We start from the raw sequence: 23,682 nt of genomic DNA on the forward strand, positions 1-23,682 counted from the left end.
AGACTTACGAACAGGACCCACGATGACCATCAACCAGGCCGAGCAGGACGCGACCGTCGCGGGCACGATCTTCCCCGAGGCGACGGTGAAGACCGACGCGATCGACCGGCTCCACAACCCCGACCCCGAGATGTTCAAGCGCGAGTACGTCTACAAGCGCAAGCCCGCCATCGTCACCGGCCTGATGGACAACTGGCCGGCCATGGAGCGCTGGAGCCTGGACTACTTCCGCGAGCACTTCGGTGACCTGGACATCCACGCCAACCTCCAGCGGCTCGACAACGAGCTGATCCTCGGCAACGTCGGCGGCTTCCGCGGGATGAAGCTGTCCGCCCTGCTCGACGAGATCGAGAAGAACACCGACGACGGCCGCGCCTACTACCTGCGCGCCTACCCGGTCCACCGGATGGTCGAGCACTTCCCGGGCCTCGAAGAGGACTACGACCTCCCCGACCTGGCGCCGAACTGGGCCGACATCCGCTTCAAGGCGAAGCTGCCGGCCGGCACGGTCAACCCGGCGAGGCTGCTCGGCCTGTACCTCGCCAAGCTCTTCCTCAACCGCGGCAGCGGCAAGCCGGCCTCGCGCTCCACCGTGTCGTCCCGGGTCGCGTCCGTGATGTTCGTCGGCAGCAAGGGCACCGTCACCCCGTTCCACAGCGACGGCATGCAGACCGCGGCCTACCTGAGCCAGGTCGTCGGCCGCAAGCGCTGCTACTTCGTCTCCCCGGACCAGCACGCCAAGCTGTACCCGCGCCCGTTCCGCCGCCAGTTCGGCATGGCGCAGGTCGACTACCGCCGCCCCGACCTGACGCGCCACCCGCGCTTCAAGGACGTGGTCGTGGAGGAGACCGTCCTGCACCCGGGCGAGACGCTGTACGTCCCCAGCGGCTACTGGCACGCCATCGAGGCCATGGACACCTCGATCTCGTACAGCCACCAGATCGTCGGCGAGGACAACGCGCTGGGCTGGCTGACCTGCATCCCCGAGCGCTACCTGGCGCAGATGTACTTCAAGTCCCAGGGCGGTCTGCGCAACGTGACCGGCGCCAAGGACTGGGACGACTGGGCCTGACCGTGAGCACACCTGCGAGCACACCAGTGAGTACGAGGGCGGGCACGGCCACCCCCGCGGGCCACAACCTGCTGCGGGACCGCGACTTCCTGCTGTTCGCCGGCGGCCAGGGCGCCTCGGCACTCGGCGACGCGCTGAGCAAGACCGCCCTGCCGCTGCTGGTCCTGGCCCTCACCGGCTCCGGACTGCACATGGGCGTGATCGCCATGCTGTCGGCGCTGCCCATGATGCTGCTCGGCGTCCCCGCGGGCGCCTGGGCCGACCGCTTCGACCGGCGGCGGATGATGCTCTGGTCGGACGTGGGGCGCGCGCTGCTGGTCGGCGCGGTCCCGGTGGCGGCCTGGCTGGGCCTGCCGGTGCTGCCGATGCTGTACGCGGTGGCCGTGCCGGTCGGTGTGCTGTACGCCGTCTTCGAGGCGGCCTGCCTGTCCTGCGTGCCCTCGCTGGTCGGCCGCGACCGGCTCGGCGAGGCCAACTCGCTCCTGTCGATCGGCAACGCGCTCGGCTACATCGCCGGTCCCGCGCTCGCCGGTGTCCTGGTGACGGGCATCGGCGGGGCCGGCACCCTGGGCATCGACGCGCTGACCTTCGCGGTGTCGGCGGTCTCCCTGACGCTGATCCGCCGCCCGATGCAGGCCGCGCGGGAGCAGCCGCCCGCGCCGATGCGCCGGCAGGTCCTGGAGGGCTTCCGGTTCATCGCCGGGCACCGGCTGCTGCGGGCGGCGCTGCTCTACTGGGCGGCGGTCACCTTCTTCACCTCGCCGATCATCATCTGCGCCACGTACTTCATCCGCGAGGACCTCGGCTGGTCGCCCGGCGTCCTCGGGTCGATCATCGCGGTCTACGCCGTCGGGGCGATCGCCGGCGCCGTGCTCGCCACGCGGATCAGGACGGCCTCCGTCGCCGTCATGTGCGCGGGCACGGTCCTCGGCAGCGTCGCGCTGCTCGTCCTGAGCGGCACCGCGTCGCTGCCGCTGGCCCTCGGCGTCGTCCTGCTCGCGGGCGGCGGGGAGTCGCTCTCCGCGATCGTCTACAGCACGCTGCGGGCACGGCTCACCCCGGACGAGCTCCTCGGCCGGGTGACGACGACCGCGCAGGTCGCCGCGTTCAGCCTGAAACCCCTGTCCGTCCTGGTGGCCGGCATCGCCCTGGAGGCGACCTCCGGCTCCGTGACCCTGGCCGTGATCGCGGTCTCCTGCATCGCGATCAGCCTCGCCTTCGCCGCCTACGGCCGCCGGCTCTCCACGGCCACGGCCACGGCACCCGCATCCGCACCCGTACTCACCCCCGTACGTCCGACACCCGAAGAGGTAACCCCATGAGCGTGACCACCGCAGAGCCCGACTACGTCGTCGTGGTCAACGAGGAGGAGCAGTACTCCATCTGGCGCAGCGACCGCGAGCTGCCCGCCGGCTGGGAGGCCGACGGACCGGCCGCCAGCAAGGACGAGTGCCTCGACCGCATCGAGACCGTGTGGACCGACATGCGTCCGCGCTGCGCACGGGGCTGACCGGCAGCCATGACCTTGCTCCGACGGCTCAGCGCCGGTGACGGAACCAGCCGGATCGTGTGCCTGCCCTACGCGGGTGGCAACGGCACGGTCTACGAGAGCTGGACCAGATGGCTTCCCCCCGAGGTGGAGCTGTGGGCACCCCATCTGCCCGCACGCGAACACCGGATGCTCGAAGAGCCCCTGGAGGACATGGAGCTGCTCGTCCGCACCCTGGCCGACGAGCTCGGCACGGACGAGCGGCCGACCACCCTGTTCGGGCACAGCTTCGGCTCGCTGGTCGCGTTCGAACTGGCCCGCCTGCTCCAGGAGCGCTCGCTCCCGGTCGACTGCCTGATCGCGTCCGGGATGGTGGCGCCGAAGGTGCTGCCGCCCAGGCCGGTGCCCACCGACGCCGAGATCCTCGCCAGCCTCCGCTCGCACGGGGTGACGCCCCCGGAGTTCTTCTCCCAGCCCGACCTGCTCGAACTCGTCATGCCGGGCCTGCGCGCCGACTACCGGATGGCGATGGGCTACCGGTACGCGGAGGGCCCGGAGCTCTCGGCCCGGGTGTACGCCCTCGGGGGCACCGACGACACCGGCGTGCCCGTCGAGGGCCTCACGGCCTGGGCGGCGCACGGGCAGGGCGACTGCCCGGTCCGGATGTGGGAGGGCGGACACATGTTCCTGCTCCACCACGTCGCGGAAGTCGCCGAGTTCGTGGTCGGCTGCCATCAGGGGTCGATCACCCGCCCCCTGCAGTCAATCGAAGGATGAACATGGAAACGCGCACCCTCACCGTTCCCGGCGGCACCCTCCACGCCGTGAGCAGCGGCGCACCGGCCGGCGGCCCCGCCGCCGTCCTGCTCCACTCCGGCATCGCCCACGGGCAGATGTGGCACCCGCTGATGGAGGCGCTGAGCGACGAGATGTACTCCGTCGCCTACGACGCCCGCTGCTTCGGCCGGTCGACGACGACGCTGGACGGAGAGTTCTCCGACCTCGCCGACCTCGGGAGCGTCCTCGACGCCTACGGTCTCGAGTCCGCCGTGCTGGTGGCCGAGTCGCGCGGGGCGCGCCTCGCGATCGACTTCGCCCTCACGCACCCCGAGCGGGTGCGCGGCCTCTTCCTGCTCGCGCCGGACGTCTCCGGCTTCGACTCCCCGGTCGCGGACGAGGAGCGCCAGCTGCTCGAAGCCGTCGGGGCGGCCGAGGAGGCCTGGGACACCGCCGAGCCGGCCGACGTCGCCCGCACGGTCGAGGAGCTGATCGCCCTGGAGGTGCGGCTGTTCGTCGACGGCCCCGGCCGCGAGCAGGCGCCCGGGCGGGCGGCCGTGCGCGAGACGGTCGCCGAGATGCTGCGGCTGAACTACACGCAGCAGAAGGACACTCCGGACTTCGTGCGGCCCGAGCCCGCGGCCGACCGCCTGGAGAAGCTCGACGTGCCGGTCCGGGTGCTCGTCGGGGACGCCGACACGCTCGGCATGCGGGCCACGGCCGAGGAGATCGAGCGCGCCTGCCTGCAGGCCTCGCTCGTCCGCGTCCCGGACGCGGCGCACGCGCTCACGCTGGAGCGCGAGGAGACGGTCGTCAGCGAACTGCGCACGTGGTGGCGGGAACTGCGGCAGCTGCCGCAGCCCGGGGAATGACCGAGGAAAGGGCTCTGCGGTGAGCATGCTGAAGTCCCGGCCGAGCGCGGCCGACGCGCCGCCGTCCGTGCGGCCGGCGGAGGACGCCCCGCCGGCACGGGCCGGCACGAGACGGTTCGCCGGCACCTGGGCGGTCCTGGTGCTGCTCCTGGCCGTCTCCTTCTCGCTGGCGTACGGGGCGACCCGCCCGGCACCCGACGGGGAGGCCGGCCGGGGCGCCCTGGCCACCGCCCAGCGTCTGGAGGACCTCGGCACGCACGTCGCCGCGAGCCCGCGGCTCGCGGAGGGGCTCGACCTCGTCGCCGGAGAGCTGAAGGCGATCCCGGGTCTGGAGGTGGAGCGGCAGCGCACCACCGGCTCGTACCGCTTCCACGACCGCGCCGTCGACTACGCCGTCGAGAACGTGATCGCCCGCCAGCCCGGCGACAGCAAGGACGCCCTCCTGGTGAACGTCCACGTCGACTCGGCGATGGAGGGCCCCGGTTCCGCCGACGACGGCATCAACGTCGGCGCGGTGCTCCAGGCCGCCCGGCAGCTGGCCGGCAAGGACCACCACCGCACGGTCGTCTACCTCTTCAACGGCGGCGAGGAGGTCGGCCTCACCGGCGCCGACGCCTTCACCGGGCACCCGTGGGCGAAGGACGTCCGCTGGTTCCTGAACCTGGAGGCCGTCGGCTCGGGCGGACTGCCCATCCTCTTCCAGGCGGGCGAGGACGACGGCCGGCTGATCGAGCTCGCGGGCGACACCGCGCGGCCGTACGGCTCGGTCCTCGGCCAGTGGCTGTTCCAGGCGGGTCTCATCAACTCCGACACCGACAGCCGGGTGTGGCGCGCCCAGGGCTGGTCGGGCCTCGACTACGCCCTCTTCGAGGACGGCTACCAGTACCACACGCCCAACGACCGGGTCGACGCGATCGGGGACGGATCGGCGCAGGCGGTCACCGACCTGACCGTCCGGTTCGCCTCCGGCGTCACCGGGTCCGCCGACCTGGCCGAGCGGAAGCCCGCCCCGTACTACTTCGACGTCCTGTCGCGCTGGTGGGTGACCCTGGACCCGCTGCTCGTGAAGCTCGGCACGCTCGCCCTGCTCCTCGCCCTGGCCGCGCTGACCTGGCGGGCCCGCCAGGTCTGGGACCTGCGTCCCGGCCGGGTGGCGGCCACCGCGGGGGCCGCGCTCCTCGGCCTCCCGGCGGCCGTGCTCACGGGTGTCCTGGTGGGCGGTGCCCAGTCCCTGATCGGCCCGCACGCCTGGTACGCGCACCCCTGGCTGGTGTACGTGGTGCCGCTGCCGCTCACCGTCCTCGGGGCGCTCGCCCCGCAGCTGCTCCTGGCGCGCCGGCGCCGGCGCCGCTCCCCGGACGGCGCCGGGCTGCCGGCGACCCGTACGGCCCTGGTCGGCAACGCCTGGGCGGTCGGCGTGCTCGGAGTGCTCACCGCCTGGCTCGGCGTCGGACCCGGCTATCTGCTGTGGATCGGCTCCGCCCTGTTCGTCCTGTCCCTCGGCGGCTTCCTGCTGCTTCCGGGCCGCTGGCGGGCGGTGCCGCCGCTCGTGGGCGCGTTCGTGTCGTTCGTGCTGATCGCCCAGTTCGCCCGGAACCTGTTCGAGCTGGCCGTCCCGATGATGGGCCGGCTGCCGACCGCCATCCCCATGGACGCGGTCCTCGCCGTGGCCTGTGTGCTGGTCGCCGTCCCGCTGGCGCTGGTCCTCGCGCCGTTCGCCGCCCACGCCGGGCGCCCGCCGCGCCGGTCCGGCCTCGCCGTGCTCGCGTACACCGCCTGCGGTCTCCTGGTCGTCGGGCTCGTCCAGCCGTACGACAGCGCGCACCCCAAGCTGGTCAGCGCGTTCCAGGAGCAGACCGACGGCAAGGACCCGCGGATCGTGCTCGAAGGCCGCGACTACCTCACGCCCGAGGGCCTCGGCGTCGTCGACCGGGTCGCCCGCGACACGGGCCTGCGGGTCCGCGACGGCGGGCTCGCCGCGCGGAAGGTGTCCGTACCGGAGGGGAAGGTCACCTTCGACACGGCAGGTGCGACCGCGCCCGTCCGGATCACGATCGGCGCGAACCGCGCGGAGCTGGTCAGGATCACGGTGAAGGGCCCCGGCCTCTCCGTCGGCGGCCGGCCCTTCGAGAGCGAGGAGGCGGTGATCGACGTCGTCGGCCGCTTCGACGGCCACACGGTGACCGTCGACCACTCGGGTCCCGTGGACATCCAGGTCGACCAGGTCTTCCTGAAGACCGGCGAGGACGCCGGACGGGCCCTGGCGGCGCTGCCGGACTGGACGGTGGGCCACGCGAGGACGGTCGTCACGCAGACGTACAAGTCCTGAGGGACCACCGAAAGTGCGGGGCCGGGGCGGTGTTTCACGTGAAACACCGCCCCGACCCCGTTCAGTCGTGCCCCGGTCGTGACCCGGCCCCGTTCAGTCGTGCCCGGTCCGTCCGGTCGTGCCCCGGCTCCGTCCGGTCGTGCCCCGGCTCCGTCCGGTCGTGCCCCGGTCGTGCCCCGGTCGTGTCAGGCGCCCTCGGTCCAGTCGGCCGGCAGGCGGTAGTCGAGGTCGGCCTCGACGGTCGCCACGTCCATCTGGGCCTTCTGCAGCGAACCGGAGAAGTCCCAGTTCATCGACTGCCAGCGGGTGAACTGGTCGAGCACCCAGACGCCGGACTGACGGCTGCCGTTGCCGGACTTGCCGTTGCCGCCGAAGGGGAGGTGGGCCTCGGCGCCCGAGGTGGAGTTGTTCACGCTGACCATGCCCGCGCCGATGCCCTGCCGGAAGCGGAACACGGTGGCCGGGTCGCTGGTCCAGACGGCGGCGGAAAGGCCGTAGCCCGGGGTGTTGGCGAGCTCGATCGCCTCGTCGAGCGTCCGGTACGTGGTGACGCCGACGACCGGCCCGAAGGTCTCCTCCAGGAAGATCCGGTCCGTCGGGCGGACCCCGTCCACGAGCACCGGGTGGTAGTACAGGCCGTCCGAGGGGTCACCGACGAAGCCCTCGCGGGGCGACTCGGCGGTGATCCTGCCGACCGCGCTCGAACCCAGCACCGTGTGGTGCTCCTCGATCCAGCTCAGCGCCTCCTCGTAGGAGCGCGCGAACTTCTCGTCGAGCAGCGGGCCGTAGACGACGCCCTCGGCGGGCTCGCCCACCGCCGCGGCCCGCACCGCCTCGTCGAACTTCCGCACGAACTCCTCGTGCACGTCCTCGTGCGCGATGACCGTGCCCAGCGAGGTGCAGCGCTGACCCGCCGTGCCGTAGCCGGAGAACAGCGCGGCCTGCACGGCCAGGTCCAGGTCCGCGTCGGGGGCGAGGACCATCGGGTTCTTGCCGCCCAGCTCCAGGCACGGGGTCTGGAGGTGGCGGCCGCACAGCTCGCCGATCCGCCGGCCGACCAGCGTCGAGCCCGTGAAGCCGACCTTGTCCACCAGACCGCGGCCCAGTGCGGCGTCCAGGCCCTCGAAGGTCGTCTCGCCGTCCGAATAGACCAGGTTCAGGACGCCGGCCGGCACGCCCGCCCGCCAGGCGAGCTCGGCGAGGGCGCGCGCGGTCGCCGCCGCGTACTCGGCGGGCTTCCACACCACCGCGTTGCCGCACAGCAGCGCCGGGGCGATGTACCAGGACGGCACCGCCACCGGGAAGTTGCCCGCCGTCACGATGACGGAGACGCCGACCGGCATCCGGAAGGTGAACAGCTGCTTGTCGGACATCTCGGAGGGAACCGTCTGCCCGTACAGGCGGCGGCCCTCGCCGAGGAAGAAGTCGCAGGTGTCGATGATCTCCTGGACCTCGCCCAGCGCCTCGGCGTAGGTCTTGCCGACCTCGCGGGTGACGAGGCGCGCCAGGCTCTCCTTGTTGGCCTGTACGAGACGCCCGAAGGCCCCCACGACCTGGCCGCGCACGGGGGCCGGTACCCGCGCCCACGCGCGCTGGGCCTCCCGCGCCGACGCGCAGGCGTCCTGGAAGGTCGCCGAGTCGGCCAGCCGGACCTCGGCGACGACATCGCTCAGGCGCGCCGGGTTGAGGGAGGCGTAGGTGTCACCGCCGCCGGGGACCTCCTTGCCGTCGATCACCGAGTTCAGCGCAGTCGGAGCCACCACTTGGAATTCCTCTCACCATGTCGGATGCGGTGGGTCAGAGTAGCCGTTGACCTGCGCGACCGGGCAGGCCGCAGGGGATCAGCGGACCCTGCTGTTCATCCAGGGGGTGAGGGAGGCGCCGAGGACCAGTTCCTTGTACGTCTCGTCGCCGGGGAGCGGCACGATCAGCCACCAGCCGGGCGGGAAGAAGCGGCCCTTCACATGGGCGAGGCCGCCGTGGACGGAGCGCAGGAAGGCGGGGACGGCGTCGCGGGGCACGTCGGCGAACTCGATGCCGTCGACGGTGATGCGGGCGTCGTCCTCGGGGAAGACCTGGACGGTGACCGAGGGGGAGCCGCCCAGTTCGACGTAGGCCTCGTGCGGCAGCGAACCGTCGGGGTCGAGGACGGCGAACGCGCCGGAGGAGGTGCGCCGGGAGGTCTGGTCGGCGCCGATGTCGTCGGTCACCGTCATCTCCAGGTTGAATTCCCGGGCGATCTCGCGGATCGCGGTGACAGCCGCTTCGGTGCTGGGCAGGTGGGGGTGGGCCATGGACTCGATCCTGCCTCAGGACGGGAAGCGGAGGAACTCCGGCGGGACGGTGTCGGTCAGCCAGACCCCGTTGGCGCTGACGTGGAAGACGTGCCCGGCCCGTCGCATGGCGCCGGCGTCGACGCTCAGCACGACGGGCCGTCCCCGGCGCGCGCCGACCCGGGTCGCCGTCTCCCGGTCGGGGGAGAGGTGGACGTGGTGGCGGGCCATGGGCCGCAGCCCTTCCGCCCGGATCGCGGGGAGCCGGTTCGCGACCGTGCCGTGGTAGAGGTACGCGGGCGGTTCGGCGGCCGGCAGGTCCAGGTCGACCTCGACGGTGTGGCCCTGGCTGGCGCGGATGCGGGTGCCCTCGATCGCGAAGCGCTTCTTGTCGTTGGTCGCGACGACGTGGTCGAGCTCCGCGCGGGTGATCGGGAAGCCGTGCGCGGCGGTGGCCCGGAGCAGCGCGTCGATCTCGGTCCAGCCGTGGGCGTCGAGGGTGAGGCCGATGCGCTCGGGCTGGTGGCGCAGATGCTTGGAAAGGTACTTCGACACCTTCACGGTGCGTCGTTCGTCCATCTCGTTTTCTTCCCCGTTCAGGTTTGATCCACAAGCAAGTGGAGTTATCCACAGGTGAGTTGGTGATTCTGTGGACAACGGACCTGTCGGGTCAAGGCATTTAACCAATCTCCCCTGTTTTGTGGTGCTTTGCGGCAAGTGTGTCCAATGTCCTTTTGCCGACTTCTCGTTCCGTGGCCGCCGCGATGAAGGCCTCGACGCCCTCCGCGCCGACCAGGCTCTGAACGGCCCGTATCGTCCCGGCCGGAAGGGCCACCGCACGCGGCTGATCGTCCTTGACCTGCGGGGCGTCGGGGGACAGGTGGATCTGCAGATGCCGGGTCGCCAACAACTGCATCGCCCGCGCCAGTTCGGCGTCCACCGTCTGCTGGGCGAGCGGCCGGAGCCGCCGCACCATCGTCGCCGCCTCGGCCGCGTCCGCGTCCGTCGGCGGCCGGTGCTCCAGATAGCGCGCGAAGACGTGCTCGGTCGTGAACTCCAGGAAACGGGACGCTATGTGCTCCACCTGGTCGCGAAGCTCCCGCAGATGACCGGTGATTGCGGCCAGCGGCACACCCGCCGCGTACAACTCGGCCGCCACCGCGAGCTCTTGCGGGCTCGGTACGAGGTACTCCTCGGCCTCCCTGTCCGGCAGCCGCTCCAGTACGCCGAGCTCGACGGCCTCCCGGATGGCCTCCTCGTCCGGCGTGCCGCCGAAGCGGGCGTCCAGCTCCGCGCGGGAGATCCGGTCCGCCTCCTCGTCCGTCCACGGCCCGTGGACCTCCGCGACCAGGCCGAGCACCCCGCCGAGCCCCCGGCCCGTGTCCCAGGCCTCCAGGAGCTCCTTGATCGAGGCCAGGGTGTAGCCCCGGTCGAGGAGGTCGGCGATCTGCCGGAGCCGCGCGAGGTGCGCGTCCCCGTACACGTTCGACCTGCCCCGCCGCTCCGGGCGGGGCAGCAGACCGCGGTCCTGGTACGCGCGGATCGTCCGGACCGTGGCCCCGCTGTGATGGGCGAGATCCTCGATCCGGTACTCCGGCTGTGCTGACTGCTCGGACAAACCCGCTCCCACCGACCGCATCCTCCACCCCGCCATGGCGGGGCCCCTCCTGAAAGGGATCGTACGACCGCCACTCCCACCACGGCCGGGCCCCGTCGCTACGCCGCCGGCTGCCGGCCGGTCAGGGCCCGGATCCGGGGCTACGCCGGCGGCTGCCAGCGGGCCAGGGCCCGCAGGGCTCCCGGGCTGAGCCGGGACAGGAAGTGAGCGCCCCGGGCTTCGGGTGTCACCGGGACGACGGCCCGGTCGTGCAGGACCGCCCCCAGGATCGCGTCCGCGACCTTCTCCGGCGGGTAGTTCCGCAGGCCGTACAGCCGGGAGGCCTTCTGCTGCCGCCGCTTCTCCTCCGCCGCGTCCGTGACCCCGGCGAACCGCGCGGTCGCCGTGATGTTGGTGTTGACGATGCCGGGGCATATCGCCGACACCCCGATGCCCTGGTCCGCCAGTTCGGCGCGCAGGCACTCGCTGAGCATCAGCACCGCCGCCTTCGACGTGCTGTACGCCGGCAGCGCCCGGGACGGCTGGAAGGCCGCCGCCGAGGCGGTGTTGACGATGTGGCCGCCCTGGCCGCGCGCGGTCATCTGCGCGCCGAAGAAGCGGCAGCCGTGGATGACGCCCCACAGGTTGACGTCCAGGACCCGCTTCCACTCCTCGCCCGAGGTCTCGAAGAAGGAGCCGGTGAGCCCGATGCCCGCGTTGTTGACCAGGACGTCGACGACGCCGTACTCGGCCGCCACCTTCGCGGCCAGCTTCTCCATCGCCTGCTCGTCGGCGACGTCGACCGTCTCGCCCCAGGCCTCCGGCGCGCCGATCAGGCGCGCCATCTCGGCCGTGCGGGTCGCGCCCTCGCCGTCCCGGTCCACGGCCACCACCCGGGCGCCGGCCTCCGCGAACGCGAAGGCGGTGGCCCGGCCGATGCCGCTGGCCGCTCCGGTGACCAGGACGAGCTGGCCGCCGAACCGCTCCGCGTACTCCGGCTTCACGCCGCTCTTCGTCGCGAGCGGCTTCGGGGCCTTGGCCGCAGCGTCCTCGTTGGCCCGGACGAACTCGGCGATCCAGGCGGACAGCTGGTCCGGCCGGGTCCGCGGCACCCAGTGCTTGGCGGGCAGGGTGCGCCGGGTCAGGTCCGGCACCCAGGTGCCCAGGTCGTCGTAGAGCCGCTCGGAGAGGAAGGCGTCACCGGTCGGCGTGATCAGCTGCACGGGCGCGTGCGCGTACGCGTCGGGGCGCGGCCTGCCGAGCCGGGCCCGGACGTTGTCCCGGTAGAGCCAGGCGCCGTGCGCCGCGTCGTTCGGCAGGGAGGGCGTCGGGTAGTCGCCGGCCGGGACCTTCTCCATCCGCTCCAGGACCTTCGGCCAGCGCTTGCCGAGCGGCCCGCGCCAGGCGAGCTCCGGCAGTACGGGCGTGTGCAGCATGTACACGTACCAGGACTTGGCGCCCTGGCCGAGGAGCTGGCCGACCCGGCGCGGGGTGGGCCGGGTCATCCGCTGCTTGATCCAGTGCCCGAAGTGGTCGAGCGAGGGCCCCGACATCGAGGTGAAGGAGGCGATCCGGCCCTCGGTCCGCTGGACCGTGACGAACTCCCAGGACTGCACCGAACCCCAGTCGTGGCCGACGAGGTGGACCGGCCGGTCCGGGCTGACGGCGTCGGCGACCGCGAGGAAGTCGTCCGTCAGCTTCTCCAGGGTGAAGCCGCCGCGCAGCGGCGCCGGCGCCGTCGACCGGCCGTGGCCCCGGACGTCGTACAGCACCACGTGGAACTCCTCGGCCAGCCGGGTGGCGACCTCCGACCACACCTCCTTGGAGTCCGGGTACCCGTGCACGAGGACGACGGTCGGCCGCTCCGCGTCGCCGAGCTCGGCGACGCACAGCTCGATCCCGCCCGTCCGGACCCAGCGCTCCCGCGCCGCGGTGAGCCCCGCGATTCCCGCCATCAGACCGCTCCCTCGTTCCAGCGCCGCACGTGCGGCAGATCGTCGTCCAGCCAGAAGGCGCTCTGCTCGGGGTCCCGGGAGTCGGTGACGACCAGGATCTCCTCGAACTTAGCGCCGGTCCCCCGGAATCCGAGGTGCGGCTCGACCGCCCAGAGCCCGGGCACGGGCGGGTGGTCGGAGAACCTGTACGGCGACCAGAGCGGCGACCAGCCGTCCCGGTGGCCGTGCACGGCGTCGCTCGCGAGGCCCTTGAGCGCCTGGGTGCCGAAGCCGAAGAGCGTCGGTGCCCAGCGGCGCTCCCTCACCCGGTCGATCTTGTGGGCGATGACGCCGAAGGGATAGGCCCGGTGCCGGTTCGCGTACCCCTGGCGGACCATGAGCCGGTCCACGTCCTCGTATATCTCGCGCAGCGTGCGGCGCTCGCGCACCTCGCGAAGGATCAGCTCGCGGTGGGCCTCCAGGTCGGCGAGCAGTTTGTCGTGCAGGGGGTTGAGACCCAGGGAGCCGCTGTAGCCGATGTCGGCCGTGTACCCCTTGTAGACCGGCGCCATGTCGAGGATGAACGGCATCCCCGCTTCCAGCCGGCGGTTCGTGGGGAAGAACTGCAGCGGGATCTTGAAGTCCACGAAGGCCGTGCGGTCCCCGAACCAGGCGAAGGGCCGGTGGAACCAGTCCCGCACGCCCCGCTCGTGGAGCCACTCCCGCTGCATCCGGGCGGCCTCGCGCTCGGTCACTCCCGGCTTGAGCTGGGCCGCGACGGCTTCCGCGCACTCGTAGGAGAGCCGCTGTACTTCCCTGAACCCCCGCAGCTCCGCGGAGAGTTCGCCTTTCACTGCTGAGGCCATGCCACCCGCCGTCCCGTGTGAGCGCCCGGCTGCGCTACGCGTTCGTAACTTGACACCGATGAATGTGACAATGCTCGGCGGCTGCGTCAAGGGGTCGGACGGCGGCCCTGTGGAAAAGACCGACCGACGGCCTGTGGAAAAAGACTTTCGTCGCGACGCCCCTACGGGCTTGTACTCCTGAAGTGGGAGAAGGATCGAGCCGTTGGGCTGACGACTGCTGTGGCGCACACCACTACCGTCGAAGCGTGACTGTGATCGCCACCGAAAGCCTCAGCAAGCGGTTCCCCCGGGTGACCGCTCTCGACCGGCTCTCCCTGGACATCGGGCCCGGTGTGACCGGACTGGTGGGTGCCAACGGAGCCGGTAAGTCCACGATGATCAAAATCCTGCTCGGACTTTCCCCCGCCACGGAGGGCAGCGCCCAGGTCCTGGGCCTGGACGTGCGGACCCACGGCCCCGAGATCCGTGAGCGCGTCGGGTACATGCCCGAGCACGACTGCCTCCCGCCGGACGTCTCGGCCACCGAGTTCGTCGTCCACATGGCGCGGATGTCCGGGCTGCCCGCGACCGCCGCCCGCGAGCGGACCGCCGACACCCTGCGCCACGTCGGCCTGTACGAGGAGCGCTACCGCCCGATCGGCGGCTACTCGACGGGCATGAAGCAGCGGGTGAAGCTGGCCCAGGCGCTGGTCCACGACCCGAAGCTGGTCCTCCTCGACGAGCCGACCAACGGCCTCGACCCGGTCGGCCGGGACGAGATGCTCGGACTGATCCGCCGGGTCTGGACCGACTTCGGCATCTCCGTCCTCGTCACCTCGCACCTCCTGGGCGAGCTGGAGCGCACCTGCGACCACGTCGTCGTCATCGACGGCGGCCGGCTGCTGCGCTCCAGTTCCACCAGCGACTTCACCCGGACCACCACGACCCTCGCGGTCGAGGTCACCGACTCCGACGCCCACCCCGACGGCACGGCGGCGCTCCGCGAGGCCCTCGCGGTCGCCGGTGTGACCATCCACGCCGGAGTGGAGGACGGTCTGCCGGGTGCCGGCCACATCCTGCTCCTGGAGGCGGCCGGCGAGGAGACGTACGACCTCGTGCGGGACACCGTCGCCGGCCTCGGCCTCGGTCTCGTCCGCATGGAACAGCGCCGCCACCACATCGCCGAGGTCTTCAAGGCGACGGAGCAGGAGGAGGTGCCGGCTCGATGAGCTCCCAGGCCCCCGAAACGACCCAGATCCACAACATCGGCTACCGGTCCTACGACGGCCCGCGCCTCGGCCGGGCGTACGCGCGCAGGTCGCTGTTCTCGCAGTCGCTGCGCGGCGCGTACGGCCTGGGCCGCAGCGCCAAGTCCAAGGTGCTGCCGATGGTGCTCTTCGCGGTGATGTGCATCCCGGCGCTGGTCTTCGTCGCGGTCGCGGTCGTCACCAAGCAGTCGAAGCTGTCGATCGAGTACACGCAGTACGCGCTCTTCCTCCAGGTCGTCATCAGCATCTACCTGGCCTCCCAGGCGCCCCAGTCCGTCTCCCGGGACCTGCGGTTCCGGACGGTGCCGCTGTACTTCTCCCGCCCGATCGAGCGCGCGGACTACGTCCTCGCCAAGTTCGGCGCGATGGCCTCGGCGCTCTTCGTCCTCACCGCCGCCCCGCTGCTGATCATGTGGATCGGCTCGCTGCTCGCCAAGATGGACTTCGCCGAGCAGACCAAGATGTTCGGCCAGGGGCTCGTCTCGGTGGCCCTGCTCTCGCTGCTCTTCGGTGGCATCGGGCTGGTCATGGCGGCCCTCACCCCCCGCCGTGGCTTCGGCGTCGCCGCCGTGATCGCCGTCCTGACGATCTCGTACGGCGCCGTCTCCACCCTCATGGGCATCGCCTACGCCACGGACAACGTGGACGCCATCGTGTGGCTCGGCCTGTTCTCGCCGATGACCCTCATCGACGGTGTCCAGACCGCCTTCCTGGGCGCGCCGACCGGCTTCCCCGACGGCGGGGGCCCCGGCGCCGGTGCCGGCGTCGTCTATCTGCTGGCCGTCCTCGCGCTCATCGCCGGCTCGTACGGCATCCTGATGCGCCGCTACCGAAAGGTCGGGCTGTGACAACGCTCCACATCGACCACGTCTCCCGCTGGTTCGGAAACGTCGTGGCCGTGAATGACGTCACGATGACGGTGGGCCCGGGCGTCACCGGGCTCCTCGGCCCCAACGGCGCCGGGAAGTCCACCCTGATCAACATGATGGGCGGCTTTCTCGACCCCTCCACCGGCAGCGTCACCCTCGACGGGCAGAAGATCTGGGGGAACGAGTCGGTCTACCGCGAGATCGGCGTCGTCCCCGAGCGGGAGGCGATGTACGACTTCCTCTCGGGCCGCGAATTCGTCCTGGCCAACGCGGAGTTGCAGGGCCTCGGCGCCAAGGAGGCGCAACGGGCCCTGGCGACCGTCGAGATGGAGTACGCCCAGGACCGCAAGATCTCCACGTACAGCAAGGGCATGCGTCAGCGCGTGAAGATGGCCTCGGCCCTCGTCCACGAGCCGTCCGTGCTCCTGCTCGACGAGCCGTTCAACGGCATGGACCCGCGCCAGCGCATGCAGCTGATGGACCTGCTGCGGCGGATGGGCGCGGACGGGCGCACGGTGCTCTTCTCCTCGCACATCCTGGAGGAGGTCGAGCAGCTCGCCTCCCACATCGAGGTGATCGTGGCCGGACGGCACGCGGCCTCCGGTGACTTCCGCAAGATCCGCCGGCTGATGACGGACCGGCCGCACCGCTACCTCGTCCGCTCCAGCGACGACCGTGCCCTCGCCGCGGCGCTGATCGCCGACCCGTCCACGGCCGGGATCGAGGTCGACCACGCGGAGGGCGGACTGCGCGTCCAGGCGGTGGACTTCGGGCGGTTCACGGAGCTGCTGCCGCAGGTCGCCAAGGAGCGCGGGATCCGCCTCCTCACGGTCTCGCCCTCCGACGAGTCCCTCGAATCGGTCTTCTCATACCTCGTCGCGGCCTGAAAGGAGCCTGACCGATGTACAACCCCACAGTCGCCCGGCTCACCTACCGGGCCCTCCTCGGCCGCCGCAGGGCGCTGATCCTCTTCCTGCTGCCCGGCATGCTGCTGCTCATCGCGGCGGCGGTCCGCGCCTTCAACGGCGCGGACGACCAGGTCGCGGCCGACGTCCTCGGCGGCTTCGGGCTGGCCACGATGGTGCCGTTGATCGGCGTGATCGCCGGCACGGGCGCGATCGGGCCCGAGATCGACGACGGCTCGATCGTCTATCTGCTGTCCAAGCCGGTGAAGCGGCCCACGATCATCTTCACGAAGCTGATCGTGGCGATCGCGGTGACCATGGTCTTCTCCGCGGTCCCGATGCTGATCGCCGGCTTCATCCTCAACGGCAACGGCCAGCAGGTGGCCGTCGCGTACACGGTGGCGGCGCTCGTCGCCTCCATCGCCTACAGCGCCCTCTTCCTGCTCCTCGGCACGGTCAGCCGGCACGCCGTGGTGATCGGCCTGGTCTACGCCCTGGTGTGGGAGGCCCTCTTCGGCTCCCTGATCGCGGGTGCCAAGACCCTCAGCGTCCAGCAGTGGGCCCTGGCCCTCGCGCAGAAGGTCACCGGCGACGGCCTGATCACCTCCGAGGTCGGACTCACGACCGCGGTGGTGCTCCTGGTGGCGGTCACGGTCGTGGCGACCTGGTTCGCCGGCCAGAAGCTGAGCAAGCTGACCCTGGCCGGCGAGGAGTAGGAGGCTCTCAGACCGTGCGGTTCCTGGCCGCGAGCAGGCCGACGGCGAGGGCCGCCGCGCAGACGGCGAGGACCACGCAGATCGGCAGGGTCCAGGAGCCCGTGGCCTGATGCAGGGCGCCCGCCGCCAGCGGCCCGGCGGCGGCCATCAGATAGCCGACCGTCTGGGCCATCCCGGACAGCCTGGCCGCGGTCACCGCGTCCCCGGCGCGCAGCACGATCAGGGTCAGGGCGAGGCCGACGGCACCGCCCTGACCGACGCCGAGGACCGCCGACCAGAGCCAGGCACCCTCCACGGGCGCCACCATCAGCCCCGCGTAACCGGCCGCGACCAGCGTCGTGACCAGCACGATCAGCGGGCGCTGGCTGCGCATCCGGCCGGCGAGCAGCGGCACCGCGAAGGCGCCGGCGACCTGGATCAGGTTGTTGAAGGCGAAGATCACGCCGGCTGTGGAGCGGCTCATCCCGTGGTCGGTGAAGATCGTCGGCATCCAGGCGATCAGCACGTACGACCACAGCGACTGCAGGCCCATGAAGAGGGTGACCTGCCAGGCGAGGGCCGAGCGCCAGACGCTCACCGGGCGGGCGCCGCCGGCCGGGACGGCCCGTACCTCGTGTCCCGTCCGGCCGCGGGCGATCAGCACCTGCGGAAGCCAGGCGAGGGCCGCGACCGCGGCGAGCAGCGACCAGAAGCCGAGCGAGGCCTCCCAGCCACCTCCCAGGGCCTTCTCCAGCGGGACCGCCGCCGCCGCGGCGACCGTCGCTCCCGCGATCATCGCGCCCGTGTAGACCGAGGTCATCGACGCGGCCCGGTCCGGGAAGTCACGCTTGATCAGACCCGGCATCAGCACGTTGAGCAGGGCGATCGCCGTGCCGACGAGGATCCCGCCGCCGTACAGCGCGTACACGGACGGCAGGACGCGCGCGAGGATGCCGACGCCGAGCAGCAGCAGCGCCGCGAACAGCACGCGCTCGGCGCCGAAGCGGCGTCCGAGCCGCGGGGCCATCAGGGCGCCCAGGCCGAGGAACAGCACCGGCACCGAGGTCACGAGCGAGCTCGCCGTCGCCGAGAGGCCGAAGGCGTCGGATATCTCGCCGACCAGCGGCGCCACGCTCGCGAGCGCGACCCGCATGTTGAGCGAGGCGAGGACGATGCCGACCAGCAGCACCGCCGGATGCGCGAGCAGCGCACGCCGAGCCGCCACCCCCTCGGCCGACCGCCGGACCCCGGCCTCGGCATCGACGAGAACGCGCGCCGACCCCTCGGCGTTGACGAGCGCGCGGGCCGACCCCTCGGCGTCGACGAGCGCGCGGGCCGACCCCTCGGCGTCGACGAGCGTGCTGCCCTGTTCCTCCGTACGCGTCTCGGTGCCCATCAGGAGCGCTCCGTCAGTGCCGCGACCGTCTCCATCGGCACCCGCAGCAGTTCGCGGGCCTGCCGCTCCGCCGCCTCCGGGTCGCCGGCCTCGACGGCCGCCACCAGGGCCTCGTGGGCGTCGATGTCGACCGGCGGCATCTCCCGGTCGCCGAGGGCCTCCACCAGGACCTCGTGCACCTGCGCGGAGAAGAAGCGGTAGACCTCGACGAAGGCCGCGTTGTGGGTCGCGCCGACGATCGCGAGGTGGAAGGCGAGGTCCGCGTCCGCGTCCCGGTCGCCCTCCTCGCGCAGGGTGGTCAGGGCGGCCCGCAGCCGCAGCAGGTCGTGGGTGTCCCGCCGGGCGGCGGCGAGCCGGGCGGCCTCGGCCTCCAGGGCGACCCGCAGTTCGAGGACGTCGGCCGCGCCGGCGTGCCGGACCCCGCGCAGGACGGCGGCCGGATCGGCGGTCGACCTGACGAAGGTGCCGTTGCCCTGGCGGGACTCCAGGAGGCCGGCGTGGACGAGGACCCGGACCGCCTCGCGGACGGTGTTGCGGCCCACGCCGAGCTGCTGCGCGAGCTCGTGCTCGGTCGGGATGCGGTCGCCGACCGCCCACTCCCCGCCGGTGAGCTGCGTACGCAGCTGTTCCACCACGGAGTCCACCAGCGAGGTCCGCCCCGCCGCCTTGAGTGCCGCCATGCCGCCCGTACTCCTTTATTCGCCCGGTTGCCCAGTCATCCTACAACTGACCGCGCAGGGGGCGGCGGACTACTGTGGGGCCGTACGCGGACCGAACACCCTCATCACCCTCGGGAGTCAGTCATGTCAGACCGCTTCGACGTCGTCGTACTCGGAGCTGGCCCCGGCGGCTACGTCGCCGCCATCCGCGCCGCCCAGCTGGGCAAGCGGGTCGCGGTCGTGGAGGAGAAGTACTGGGGCGGTGTCTGCCTGAACGTCGGCTGCATCCCCACCAAGGCGCTGCTGCGCAACGCCGAGCTCGCCCACATCTTCAACCACGAGGCGAAGACCTTCGGCATCAAGGTCGACGGCACGGTCTCCTTCGACTACCGCGAGGCGTTCAACCGCAGCCGCACGGTCGCGGACGGCCGCGTCAAGGGCGTCCACTTCCTGATGAAGAAGAACGGGATCACCGAGTTCGACGGCCGGGGCACCTTCCTCGACGCGAACACCCTCCAGGTGGCGAAGGCCGACGGCACCACGCAGACGATCGCCTTCGACAACTGCATCATCGCCACCGGCGCCACCGCGCGCCTGCTGCCCGGCACCGCCCTCAGCGACCGCGTCGTGTCGTTCGAGGAGCAGATCCTCGCCGAGGACGCCCCGCAGTCGATCATCATCGCGGGCGCCGGCGCGATCGGCATCGAGTTCGCGTACGTGCTGAACAACTACGGCACCAAGGTCACCATCGTCGAGTTCCTCGACCGGATGGCCCCGCTGGAGGACGAGGAGGTGTCCAAGGAGCTCGCGAAGCAGTACCGCAAGCTCGGCATCGACGTCCTCACCTCGACGCGGGTCGAGGCCATCGACGAGTCCGGCCCGCAGGTCCGCGTCACCGTCACCGGCAAGGACGGCGTCCAGAAGGTCCTGGAGGCCGACAAGGTCCTCCAGGCCATCGGCTTCGCGCCGAACGTCTCCAACTACGGCCTGGAGAACACCGGTGTCGCCCTCACCGAGCGCGGCGCCATCGACGTCGACGGCCGCTGCCGCACCTCCGTGCCGCACATCTACGCCATCGGCGACGTGACCGCGAAGCTGATGCTCGCGCACACCGCCGAGGCCATGGGCGTCATCGCCGCAGAGACCATCGCGGACGCCGAGACGATGGAGCTCGACTACCCGATGATCCCGCGGGCGACCTACTGCCAGCCGCAGATCGCCAGCTTCGGCTACACGGAGGCCCAGGCGCGCGAGAAGGGCTACGACGTCAAGGTCGCCAAGTTCCCGTTCATGGCGAACGGCAAGGCGCACGGCCTCGGCGACTCGACCGGCTTCGTGAAGATCGTCGCCGACGCCAAGTACGGCGAGATCATCGGCGCCCACCTGATCGGCCCCGACGTCACCGAGCTCCTGCCCGAGCTGACGCTGGCCCAGCAGTGGGACCTCACGGTCCACGAGGTCGCGCGGAACGTGCACGCGCACCCGACGCTGGGCGAGGCCGTGAAGGAAGCGATCCACGGTATTGCCGGACACATGATCAATTTCTGAGGTTTCTCCCGGCTTCGGGTGATAGGCACTGAAAGGTGCCGAGTAAAACCTCACCGGGTGGCGAACCGTCCCGGCCGATCAGGTCGTGGGTGCGTTCGTCACCCGGCACGCATGTGTGGCTGGCGGTCATCGCGATCACCAGCCTCGTCATCGCGCTGTCCCCCCACGGCCTGGAGACGTACCTCCTCCACCGCAACAGCAGCAATCTCCACCAGCTGGCGCACCACCCGATGCGGGCCCTGCTGGGCAGTGCCTTCTGGATCGAGGATCCCGCCGACCTCCTCCTGTACGCGGTGCTCTTCGAGGTCTTCCACGCCCCCGTGGAGCGCTGGCTGGGCACCCCGAAATGGCTGCTCACCGTCGCCACCGCCCACATCGCGGCCACGCTCATCAGCCAGCAGGTGGTCCTGGCGGCCATCCAGCTCCACGACGTCCCGCGCAGCATGGCGCACGTCGTCGACATCGGCGTCAGCTACGGCCTCGCCGCCTCGGCCGGGATCCTGACCTACCGGCTGCCGACCCCCTGGCGTTGGCTCTACCTCGCCGGAGCGCTCGCGTTCTTCCTCGTGCCGCTCGCCACCGACCGCACCTACACCGACCTCGGCCACGCGATCTCGCTGGCGATCGGCCTGGCCTGCTACCCGCTGACCCGCGGGGCGCCGACCGGTGGAGATCCGACCCGGGGAAAACCAGTCGCCGTCGAACGTCCGCCCGGCGCACACTAGTTGTACGGGGGACACGGGGGATCCCCCGGGTGCGGCCGCTTCGAGCGCGCGGACCCCGGTCCGCGCGGGCCGTGAACCCGAGAAGGCCCGCTCCCCTCGGGGGGCGGGCCTTCTTACGGGACTCGGGAGGTCAGGCCGACAGCAGGCGCTCCAGGACGAGGGCGATGCCGTCCTCCTCGTTGGAGGCCGTCACCTCGTCCGCCACCGCCCGCAGCTCCTCGTGCGCGTTGCCCATGGCCACGCCGTGCGCAGCCCAGCCGAACATCGGGATGTCGTTGGGCATGTCGCCGAAGGCGATCGTCTCCGCGGCCTTCACGCCGAGCCGGCGCGCCGCGAGCGACAGTCCGGTCGCCTTGCTCAGGCCGAGCGGGAGGATCTCCACGATGCCGGGCCCCGCCATGACGACGTCCACGAGTCCGCCGACCGTCTCCCGGGCGACCCGGGTCAGCTCGTCGTCGGACAGCGTCGGATGCTGGATGTACAGCTTGGTCAGCGGCGCCGACCACAGCTCCGCCGGGTCCTCGTACGCCACGTACGGCAGGGGTCCCTCCTGCGCCAGGTAGCCGGGGCCCATCAGGACCTCGCCCTCCAGACCGTCACGGCTGGCGGCCAGCGCCAGCGGGCCCACCTCCGCCTCGATCTTGGAGAGGGCGAGCCCCGCGAGCTGCCGGTCCAGGGTCAGCGAGGTCAGCAGCCGGTGCTCACCGGCGTGGTAGACCTGCGCGCCCTGCCCGCACACCGCGATCCCCTGGTAGCCGAGGTCGTCGAGGATGTGCCGGGTCCAGGGCACCGCCCGGCCGGTGACCACGATGTGCGCGGCACCCGCCGCCGTCACGGCGGCGAGCGCGTCCCGCGTGCGGTCCGAGACGGACTCGTCGGCCCGCAGCAGCGTGCCGTCGAGGTCCGTCGCGACCAGGCGGTAGGGGAAGGGGCTCACTTGGCGATCGGCTCCAGGACCTCACGGCCGCCGAGGTACGGCCGGAGCACCTCGGGCACCCGCACGGAACCGTCGGGCAGCTGGTGGTTCTCCAGGATCGCCACGATCGTGCGCGGTACGGCGCACAGCGTGCCGTTCAGGGTGGCCAGCGGCTGCACGGTCTTCTTGCCGCCCTGCTCGTCGCGCATGCGGACGGAGAGCCGGCGGGCCTGGAAGCTGTCGCAGTTCGACGCGGAGGTCAGCTCGCGGTACTTGCCCTGCGTCGGGATCCACGCCTCGCAGTCGAACTTGCGGGAGGCGGAGGAGCCGAGGTCACCGGTGGCGACGTCGATGACCTGGAACGGCAGCTCCAGGGAGGTCAGCCACTGCTTCTCCCACTCCAGGAGCCGCTTGTGCTCGGCCTCGGCGTCCTCCGGCGCGACGTACGAGAACATCTCGACCTTGTCGAACTGGTGGACGCGGAAGATGCCGCGGGTGTCCTTGCCGTACGTGCCGGCCTCGCGGCGGAAGCAGGGCGAGAAGCCCGCGTACCGCAGCGGCAGCTTGTCGGCCTCGATGATCTCGTCCATGTGGTACGCGGCGAGCGGGACCTCGGAGGTGCCGACCAGGTAGTAGTCGTCCTTCTCCAGGTGGTACACGTTCTCCGCGGCCTGGCCGAGGAAGCCGGTGCCCTCCATGGCGCGCGGACGGACGAGCGCCGGGGTCAGCATCGGGATGAAGCCGGCCTCGGTGGCCTGGGCGATCGCCGCGTTGACCAGGGCGAGCTCCAGGAGGGCTCCGACGCCGGTCAGGTAGTAGAAGCGCGAGCCGGAGACCTTGGCGCCCCGCTCGACGTCGATGGCGCCGAGCGCCTCGCCCAGCTCCAGGTGGTCCTTGGGCTCGAAGCCCTCGGCCGCGAAGTCACGGATGGTGCCGTGCGTCTCGAGGACGACGAAGTCCTCCTCGCCGCCGACGGGGACGTCCGCGTGGACGATGTTCCCGAGCTGGAGCAGCAGCTGCCTGGCCGTCTCGTCGGCCTCGTTCTGCTCGGCCTCGGCGGCCTTGACGTCGGTCTTGAGCTGCTCGGCCTTCTGCAGGAGCTCGGCGCGCTCCTCGGGGGTGGCCCTGGGGATCAGCTTGCCGAGCGCCTTCTGCTCGGATCGGAGCTCGTCGAAGCGGACGCCGGACGACCTGCGCCGCTCATCGGCGGAGAGCAGGGCGTCGACGAGCGCGACGTCCTCTCCACGGGCGCGCTGGGAGGCGCGAACACGGTCGGGGTCCTCACGGAGCAGGCGAAGGTCAATCACCCCACCAGGCTACCGGTGCGCGTTCGCCTGCCCCCACCGGATAACGGTGCGCGTGTTGTTTCGCCCGAATTGAGAGCGGGGGAAATCCTCGTGCCGGGGTGCCTGCATTCACTTATCCACAGGCTGTGCGGAAGATCTGTGGACTACGGGGAAGATCACGAGGATTTCCCTCGTCGCGCCTGCGAATTCCGTGATCAAACACCATT

22 protein-coding genes are annotated in these 23,682 nt (G+C 71.5%); 12 read left to right on the top strand and 10 right to left on the bottom strand.

Annotated elements, in window-relative coordinates; genetic code table 11:
- The first annotated feature begins 22 nt into the window (after nucleotides 1–22).
- Genes ACN9M0_RS18545 through ACN9M0_RS18570 form a run of 6 tightly spaced genes read left to right on the top strand, consistent with a single transcriptional unit; the run spans nucleotide 23 to nucleotide 6,539 of the window.
- On the top strand, nucleotides 23–1,072 hold the full coding sequence (locus ACN9M0_RS18545) for a cupin-like domain-containing protein (protein ID WP_366037135.1): 1,050 nt from the start codon (nucleotides 23–25) through the stop codon (nucleotides 1,070–1,072).
- A 26-nt stretch (nucleotides 1,073–1,098) separates the two neighbouring features.
- Entirely contained in the window at nucleotides 1,099–2,394 is a 1,296-nt protein-coding gene (locus tag ACN9M0_RS18550) for an MFS transporter (protein WP_426403912.1), read from the top strand.
- Nucleotides 2,391–2,582, top strand: coding sequence for an MbtH family protein (locus tag ACN9M0_RS18555; RefSeq protein WP_116159924.1), 192 nt, complete (start codon nucleotides 2,391–2,393; stop codon nucleotides 2,580–2,582). Before ACN9M0_RS18550 ends, ACN9M0_RS18555 begins: the two co-directional genes overlap by 4 nt.
- Before the next feature lie 9 nt (nucleotides 2,583–2,591).
- Nucleotides 2,592–3,338: a thioesterase II family protein gene (locus tag ACN9M0_RS18560; protein WP_366037137.1), complete on the top strand. Its 747-nt coding sequence runs from the start codon at nucleotides 2,592–2,594 to the stop codon at nucleotides 3,336–3,338.
- Nucleotides 3,339–3,340: 2 nt separating this feature from the next.
- Nucleotides 3,341–4,210, top strand: a complete 870-nt coding sequence (locus tag ACN9M0_RS18565; RefSeq protein ID WP_426403913.1) for an alpha/beta fold hydrolase — start codon at nucleotides 3,341–3,343, stop codon at nucleotides 4,208–4,210.
- A 25-nt stretch (nucleotides 4,211–4,235) separates the two neighbouring features.
- Entirely contained in the window at nucleotides 4,236–6,539 is a 2,304-nt protein-coding gene (locus ACN9M0_RS18570; RefSeq protein WP_426405312.1) for a M20/M25/M40 family metallo-hydrolase, read from the top strand.
- A gap of 185 nt (nucleotides 6,540–6,724) precedes the next feature.
- Here the strand turns inward: ACN9M0_RS18570 and ACN9M0_RS18575 are convergent, their stop codons facing one another.
- The 6 genes from ACN9M0_RS18575 to ACN9M0_RS18600 all read right to left on the bottom strand — a co-directional run bounded on the left by ACN9M0_RS18575 (nucleotide 6,725) and on the right by ACN9M0_RS18600 (nucleotide 13,209).
- Nucleotides 6,725–8,302 (bottom strand): aldehyde dehydrogenase family protein, encoded by a 1,578-nt coding sequence (locus tag ACN9M0_RS18575; protein WP_366037575.1) that lies wholly within the window; start codon nucleotides 8,300–8,302, stop codon nucleotides 6,725–6,727.
- A 78-nt stretch (nucleotides 8,303–8,380) separates the two neighbouring features.
- Complete coding sequence (locus ACN9M0_RS18580; protein ID WP_366037574.1) at nucleotides 8,381–8,833, bottom strand: hypothetical protein; 453 nt, start codon at nucleotides 8,831–8,833, stop codon at nucleotides 8,381–8,383.
- Nucleotides 8,834–8,848: 15 nt separating this feature from the next.
- On the bottom strand, nucleotides 8,849–9,391 hold the full coding sequence (locus ACN9M0_RS18585; protein WP_366037573.1) for an RNA 2'-phosphotransferase: 543 nt from the start codon (nucleotides 9,389–9,391) through the stop codon (nucleotides 8,849–8,851).
- A 100-nt stretch (nucleotides 9,392–9,491) separates the two neighbouring features.
- On the bottom strand, nucleotides 9,492–10,466 hold the full coding sequence (locus ACN9M0_RS18590; RefSeq protein ID WP_399696264.1) for a MerR family transcriptional regulator: 975 nt from the start codon (nucleotides 10,464–10,466) through the stop codon (nucleotides 9,492–9,494).
- Between the two features lie 104 nt (nucleotides 10,467–10,570).
- A complete protein-coding gene (locus ACN9M0_RS18595) occupies nucleotides 10,571–12,364 on the bottom strand; it encodes an SDR family oxidoreductase (RefSeq protein WP_399696265.1) in 1,794 nt (597 codons plus the stop codon).
- Nucleotides 12,364–13,209, bottom strand: a complete 846-nt coding sequence (locus ACN9M0_RS18600; protein ID WP_366037571.1) for a M24 family metallopeptidase — start codon at nucleotides 13,207–13,209, stop codon at nucleotides 12,364–12,366. Before ACN9M0_RS18600 ends, ACN9M0_RS18595 begins: the two co-directional genes overlap by 1 nt.
- Before the next feature lie 251 nt (nucleotides 13,210–13,460).
- Between ACN9M0_RS18600 and ACN9M0_RS18605 the strand changes: the two genes are divergently transcribed.
- Genes ACN9M0_RS18605 through ACN9M0_RS18620 form a run of 4 tightly spaced genes read left to right on the top strand, consistent with a single transcriptional unit; the run spans nucleotide 13,461 to nucleotide 16,946 of the window.
- Nucleotides 13,461–14,417 carry an ABC transporter ATP-binding protein gene (locus tag ACN9M0_RS18605; protein WP_426405313.1) on the top strand — a complete coding sequence of 319 codons (957 nt, stop codon included), beginning with the start codon at nucleotides 13,461–13,463 and terminating at the stop codon, nucleotides 14,415–14,417.
- Nucleotides 14,414–15,304: an ABC transporter permease gene (locus tag ACN9M0_RS18610; RefSeq protein ID WP_366037570.1), complete on the top strand. Its 891-nt coding sequence runs from the start codon at nucleotides 14,414–14,416 to the stop codon at nucleotides 15,302–15,304. Before ACN9M0_RS18605 ends, ACN9M0_RS18610 begins: the two co-directional genes overlap by 4 nt.
- Entirely contained in the window at nucleotides 15,301–16,212 is a 912-nt protein-coding gene (locus ACN9M0_RS18615) for an ABC transporter ATP-binding protein (RefSeq protein ID WP_366037569.1), read from the top strand. The genes ACN9M0_RS18610 and ACN9M0_RS18615 overlap by 4 nt, the downstream gene beginning before the upstream one ends.
- 14 nt (nucleotides 16,213–16,226) lie before the next feature.
- Nucleotides 16,227–16,946, top strand: coding sequence for an ABC transporter permease (locus ACN9M0_RS18620; RefSeq protein WP_366037568.1), 720 nt, complete (start codon nucleotides 16,227–16,229; stop codon nucleotides 16,944–16,946).
- A gap of 7 nt (nucleotides 16,947–16,953) precedes the next feature.
- Here ACN9M0_RS18620 and ACN9M0_RS18625 read toward each other — a convergent pair whose 3' ends face one another.
- A complete protein-coding gene (locus ACN9M0_RS18625) occupies nucleotides 16,954–18,321 on the bottom strand; it encodes a CynX/NimT family MFS transporter (protein WP_426403914.1) in 1,368 nt (455 codons plus the stop codon).
- Entirely contained in the window at nucleotides 18,321–19,001 is a 681-nt protein-coding gene (locus tag ACN9M0_RS18630; protein ID WP_426403915.1) for a FadR/GntR family transcriptional regulator, read from the bottom strand. The genes ACN9M0_RS18625 and ACN9M0_RS18630 overlap by 1 nt, the downstream gene beginning before the upstream one ends.
- Before the next feature lie 123 nt (nucleotides 19,002–19,124).
- On the opposite strand from ACN9M0_RS18630, the gene lpdA reads away from it, so the two are divergent.
- Together lpdA and ACN9M0_RS18640 are read left to right on the top strand one after the other, a co-directional pair.
- Nucleotides 19,125–20,528: a dihydrolipoyl dehydrogenase gene (gene lpdA / locus ACN9M0_RS18635; RefSeq protein WP_366037565.1), complete on the top strand. Its 1,404-nt coding sequence runs from the start codon at nucleotides 19,125–19,127 to the stop codon at nucleotides 20,526–20,528.
- Nucleotides 20,529–20,617: 89 nt separating this feature from the next.
- Entirely contained in the window at nucleotides 20,618–21,253 is a 636-nt protein-coding gene (locus ACN9M0_RS18640; RefSeq protein WP_399696269.1) for a rhomboid-like protein, read from the top strand.
- A gap of 130 nt (nucleotides 21,254–21,383) precedes the next feature.
- Here ACN9M0_RS18640 and ACN9M0_RS18645 read toward each other — a convergent pair whose 3' ends face one another.
- Both ACN9M0_RS18645 and serS read right to left on the bottom strand, forming a co-directional pair.
- Nucleotides 21,384–22,190, bottom strand: coding sequence for an HAD family hydrolase (locus ACN9M0_RS18645; RefSeq protein WP_366037563.1), 807 nt, complete (start codon nucleotides 22,188–22,190; stop codon nucleotides 21,384–21,386).
- Complete coding sequence (gene serS, locus ACN9M0_RS18650; protein WP_366037562.1) at nucleotides 22,187–23,476, bottom strand: serine--tRNA ligase; 1,290 nt, start codon at nucleotides 23,474–23,476, stop codon at nucleotides 22,187–22,189. The genes ACN9M0_RS18645 and serS overlap by 4 nt, the downstream gene beginning before the upstream one ends.
- Nucleotides 23,477–23,682 lie beyond the last annotated feature (206 nt).

It is taken from the genome of Streptomyces sp. R-07, from assembly GCF_049913175.1.
Classification (GTDB): Bacteria; Actinomycetota; Actinomycetes; order Streptomycetales; family Streptomycetaceae; genus Streptomyces.

Excerpts from the sequence above, each read along its gene's own strand:
- ACN9M0_RS18545 (WP_366037135.1), top strand. The coding sequence starts at position 23 with ATGACCATCAACCAGGCCGAGCAGGACGCGACCGTCGCGGGCACGATC.
- ACN9M0_RS18555 (WP_116159924.1), top strand. The coding sequence starts at position 2,391 with ATGAGCGTGACCACCGCAGAGCCCGACTACGTCGTCGTGGTCAACGAG.
- ACN9M0_RS18560 (WP_366037137.1), top strand. The coding sequence starts at position 2,592 with ATGACCTTGCTCCGACGGCTCAGCGCCGGTGACGGAACCAGCCGGATC.
- ACN9M0_RS18565 (WP_426403913.1), top strand. The coding sequence starts at position 3,341 with ATGGAAACGCGCACCCTCACCGTTCCCGGCGGCACCCTCCACGCCGTG.
- ACN9M0_RS18570 (WP_426405312.1), top strand. The coding sequence starts at position 4,236 with ATGCTGAAGTCCCGGCCGAGCGCGGCCGACGCGCCGCCGTCCGTGCGG.
- ACN9M0_RS18580 (WP_366037574.1), bottom strand. The coding sequence starts at position 8,833 with ATGGCCCACCCCCACCTGCCCAGCACCGAAGCGGCTGTCACCGCGATC.
- ACN9M0_RS18585 (WP_366037573.1), bottom strand. The coding sequence starts at position 9,391 with ATGGACGAACGACGCACCGTGAAGGTGTCGAAGTACCTTTCCAAGCAT.
- ACN9M0_RS18590 (WP_399696264.1), bottom strand. The coding sequence starts at position 10,466 with ATGGCGGGGTGGAGGATGCGGTCGGTGGGAGCGGGTTTGTCCGAGCAG.
- ACN9M0_RS18595 (WP_399696265.1), bottom strand. The coding sequence starts at position 12,364 with ATGGCGGGAATCGCGGGGCTCACCGCGGCGCGGGAGCGCTGGGTCCGG.
- ACN9M0_RS18600 (WP_366037571.1), bottom strand. The coding sequence starts at position 13,209 with ATGGCCTCAGCAGTGAAAGGCGAACTCTCCGCGGAGCTGCGGGGGTTC.
- ACN9M0_RS18610 (WP_366037570.1), top strand. The coding sequence starts at position 14,414 with ATGAGCTCCCAGGCCCCCGAAACGACCCAGATCCACAACATCGGCTAC.
- ACN9M0_RS18620 (WP_366037568.1), top strand. The coding sequence starts at position 16,227 with ATGTACAACCCCACAGTCGCCCGGCTCACCTACCGGGCCCTCCTCGGC.
- ACN9M0_RS18625 (WP_426403914.1), bottom strand. The coding sequence starts at position 18,321 with ATGGGCACCGAGACGCGTACGGAGGAACAGGGCAGCACGCTCGTCGAC.
- ACN9M0_RS18630 (WP_426403915.1), bottom strand. The coding sequence starts at position 19,001 with ATGGCGGCACTCAAGGCGGCGGGGCGGACCTCGCTGGTGGACTCCGTG.
- lpdA (WP_366037565.1), top strand. The coding sequence starts at position 19,125 with ATGTCAGACCGCTTCGACGTCGTCGTACTCGGAGCTGGCCCCGGCGGC.